1 protein-coding gene is annotated in these 4,768 nt (G+C 40.7%); it reads left to right on the plus strand.

Annotated elements, in window-relative coordinates:
• On the plus strand, window positions 1-4,768 hold a 4,768-nt coding region (locus V7Z48_RS11805), incomplete at both ends, for an HYR-like domain-containing protein (RefSeq protein WP_334113734.1).

Below are 4,768 nucleotides of genomic sequence, written 5' to 3' on the forward strand. Positions count from 1 at the left end.
TGATTGTAGACGATTCAATTGCACCGGTTCCAGATGTGGCTACCTTACCTGATGCCACAGGTGAATGTTCTGCTACAGCTACAGCACCAACAGCTACCGATAACTGCTCAGGAGCAATCACCGCAACCACTACAGATCCTGTAACTTATAGCACACAAGGAAGCTACTCCATCACCTGGATTTACGATGATGCTAATGGTAATACTACAACTCAAACCCAAACAGTCATCGTGGATGATGTCACGGCACCAGTACCTGATGTAGCTACCTTACCAAATGCCACAGGTGAATGTTCAGTTACAGTTACTGCGCCAACAGCTACTGATAACTGTTCAGGAGCAATCACTGCAACGACTACTGATCCGTCAACCTATAACACTCAAGGAACTTACACCATCACCTGGACTTACGATGATGGTAACGGTAATACTTCGACACAAACTCAAACCGTTATTGTAGATGACACCAGCAATCCTGTAACACCAACTTTAGCAACTATCACAGGTGAATGTTCTGCTACGGCCACGGCACCAACCACCACAGACAATTGTTCAGGAACAATCACTGGAACAACGACCGATTCGTTAACTTATAATGTTCAAGGTACTTATACAATCAACTGGGTATTTGATGATGGCAATGGTAACAGTATTACTGTACCACAAACCGTGATTGTAGATGATGTTACAGCACCGGCACCTGATGTAGCTACCTTACCAAATGCTACAGGTGAATGTTCGGTTACAGTTACTGCGCCAACAGCTACTGATAACTGTTCAGGAGCAATCACTGCAACGACTACTGATCCGTCAACCTATAACACTCAAGGAACTTACACCATCACTTGGACTTACGATGATGGTAATGGAAACACTTCGACCCAAGCTCAAACCGTGATTGTAGATGATATCACGGCACCAGTTCCAGATGTAGCTAACTTACCAAATGCCACAGGTGAATGTTCGGTTACTGTTACGGCGCCAACCGCTACTGATAACTGTTCAGGAGCAATCACCGCAACGACTACTGATCCGGTAACCTATAACACACAAGGAACCTACACCATCAATTGGACTTACAATGATGGTAATGGGAATACTTCAACTCAAGCTCAAACAGTCATCGTGGATGATGTCACTGCACCAAACGCAATATGCCAAGACATTTCAGTTACTTTAGACGCCACTGGTTCGGCAACCATAAATCCATCACAAATAAATAATGGTTCTTTTGATAATTGCGGTATTTCAGCTATAACTTTAGATAATACATCATTTGATTGCGGAGATTTGAGGACCAACACGGTGACCTTGGCTGTTAGAGATTTTGCTAATAATGTATCTACTTGCACAGCTACGATTACTGTATTAGATCCTGCTGCAAGTGCCACTGTATCCATTGTTTCAGATGATGCTGATAATGAAATTTGTGAAGGCGAAAATCTAACTTTCACAGCAACACCTGTTGACGGTGGTACCTCACCTATATATGAGTGGTTTATAGATGGTATTTCTTTTGGAACGAATAGTCCAACCTTTACTCCATTTACTACTTTAAGCGTTGGTACTTATGAGGTTTATGTAAGAATGCGCTCTAGTTTGTCGGCATGTGTACTACCAAAACAAAGCAATTCTATTTTTGTAACTGTCAATCCATTGCCCGTTGTGACATCACCTGTGGCAATCTGTATCGATGACACTGGGACACTTACACCCAATTCAGGTGGTACATGGGTAAGTAATAATACCGGTGTAGCAACGGTTACAAATAGCGGGGTGATTACACCTGTTTCACCCGGAACTGTCACTTTTACATTTACAAATTCTAACGGATGTTTCACAACTACTGATGTAGTTTCCATTAACGCCTTACCAGTTTTAACAGCACCTGTAACTGTTTGTGTAGATGCGAATGAAACATTATTGCCGAATTCTGGTGGTAATTGGATAAGTAATAATCCAGCCATTGCGACAGTCACGAGTACCGGTCTTATTACCGGTGTTGCACCAGGTAATGTAACCTTTACATTTACCGATACTAATGGCTGTAGTGCCATATCAAATAGTGTAGAAATATTAGACATACCAACCATAACTTCGGTTACGGTGTCAGATGATCCCGTTTGTAGTGGTGATCCAAGTATTTTGACTGTTAATGTACCTGGAGTTGGAGGCACAGTAGCAACACTCGTAAATTATAATTTCAACAACGGTAATAATTATGGTGCACTAAATGGTCAAGAAATTCCTGGAATTACCTCTTCTTTTTCAGGCACGCTCCCGTTTAATAGACCAAACAGTGGCGTGGTTACCACACCGCTTGCATTCACACAAAATAATACCGCAGGTGGCGCCTTGAGACAAATTGACAATCGTTTTTCATTTGACAGCGGAACATGGAATATTACGATTGGTGGTGCCAATTTAAATTCTTATCAAGATTTTAGAATTTATTTTCAAACAAGACGTGTACAAAGAAGAGGAAATAATAAAAATATTATTGTTGAATATAGATTAAATGGGGCTGGTGGGTTTACTCAAATTGCAACAGTTCCGCTAAACAATAATAGTACTGCATGGCAACAAGTGCTATTTTCATTGCCAGCAACCGCTAATAACGCTACACAGATACAAATAAGATTAAACGTTTCCGACGGCTACTTTTGGGGTGTTAACAACAACGGACCAGACGTACTTTTGGATAATTTTCAGATACAAGGATCAACATCAGGGGAGTCTTTATTATATTCTTGGACGGCCAATACTGGGGCTAATGCAGGTTTAGCTAGTGGTGCCATGGTGCCATCAGTAAGTAATAATCAAATTACTGTTAATCCACAAGTGACTTCTAATTATACTGTAACTGTTACCAATAGTGATGGCTGTTCAGAAACTGAAACAGTTACTGTAAATGTATTTCCAACACCTGCAATTACAATTAATGCAGATTATTGCCCAATTGATGACCCAAATACACCGCAAGATGAAAGTTTGATGGTACAACTAGTTGCAAGTGCCAACCAATCCATTGTAAGTTGGTTATGGGAGACAGGGGAAACAACAAATACGATTTACGTCGATATTGCGGGTACCTATCAGGTATTGGGAACCACAGCTAATGGTTGTGCAGGATCAGCAATAATGGCTGTAGCCCAAGAACTAGTTGTTGACGGTGATTTCACCAATTTTGATCCAACCAACCCAAGTTTTTTTACCGAGTATACACAAAATCAAAATTTCTATACAGGCGTAAATACTTCTGGATTATGGCCTGAAGGCTACTATGCTGTGAATGAAAGTGCTCATAGCCCTACTAATGGTGTTGGTTATCATCCAGCTTTTCATGGTAGAGACCACACCAATAATACGGTTGGGCCAAGAAACTTTATGATGGTGAATGGTGGCGCGCTCATTGGGAATCCCCCAAGGGAGCCAATTATATGGCAACAAACCGTACCAGTGGAGCCCAACACTGAATATTATTTTTCTGCTTGGGCAATGAATTTAAATCCTGCCTCACCTGCACGACTTCAATTTGAAGTCAATGGTGTTTTAGTTGGAACTGTTGCGGATTTATCATCGGCTCCAACTCCAACTATTGAAGCACAAGTGAATCTTTCTAATTGGGTACGCTTTTACAGTAATCCTACTTGGAATTCTGGTGCTGCTACTACGGCAGTAATTAGAATTAGAAATCTAAATACAGATCTTGGTGGTAATGATTTTGGTTTGGACGATATTTCTTTTGCATCGCTTTCAACTTTTATAACCTTAACATCAGCAATAGGAACTAATGGACAGACTGTTTGCCAAGACAGTCCGATTACTGATATCACATACGATATTGGCGGTGGATTAACGCCACCCAATATTCAATGGGAACTAAACGGTTCACCATTGGCTCCCAACACACTGCCTGTTGGTTTAACAGACAACTTTAATGGACTGGCTTATGTTATTACAGGCACACCCTCAGTTCCTGGTAATTATACCTATATAATAGAAACTTCTTCTAGTTGCGATATTAAAAGTGCCAATGGAACCTTAACTGTAGACCTAGCACCTGTCACTTCCATTAATACAAGTAATTCACCATTATGTTATTCAGAAGGATTTGTCGATTTGACTGCAAGCATAGGCGGAAGTGCCTTATCAGGTTCTTGGTCGGGTGGCATAGGATTCTTTAATAATATTTCGGGAGACGGGTCAAGTGCTAGGTATAATTTTGGTGGGAATGAATCAGGTATTGTAACGCTTACTTTTACCTCCAACAATCCTGCTGGACCTTGCGACAGCGCAGTATCCACTATAGATATTGAAATTATTCCATATATCATTGCAAATGCAGGCATAGATATTGACAATAGTGGTAATAGTTGCGATGACTTAAGTGTGGCTTTAAGCGCTAATAATGTTAATGGACAATGGTCAGTAATATCAGGTCAAATACCTAGTAGTTATAATTTTTCTGACCCAACTGCATACAACTCAAGCTTTAGCGGTGAAAGTGGCGAAACTTATCTTTTGCAATGGGAGGCCATCAATGCCTCACCTTGCGCTAATGCCACAGACACTATTACTGTGACCTTTGCCGATTGTGGTAGCAATTTGGTCTTTGATGGTGTTGATGATTATATTAGCTTGGCTGATAATTTTGATTTAAATGGGACGCCCTTCAGTATTGAAGCCTGGATAAAACCAAATACAATTACTGGTACACAAACCATAATTTCTAAACCTTGGGGGAAGAGAACACTAATCATTCTTAC

Origin of the sequence: Paucihalobacter sp. (assembly GCF_036825875.1) — a bacterium.
Classification (GTDB): Bacteria; Bacteroidota; Bacteroidia; order Flavobacteriales; family Flavobacteriaceae; genus Paucihalobacter.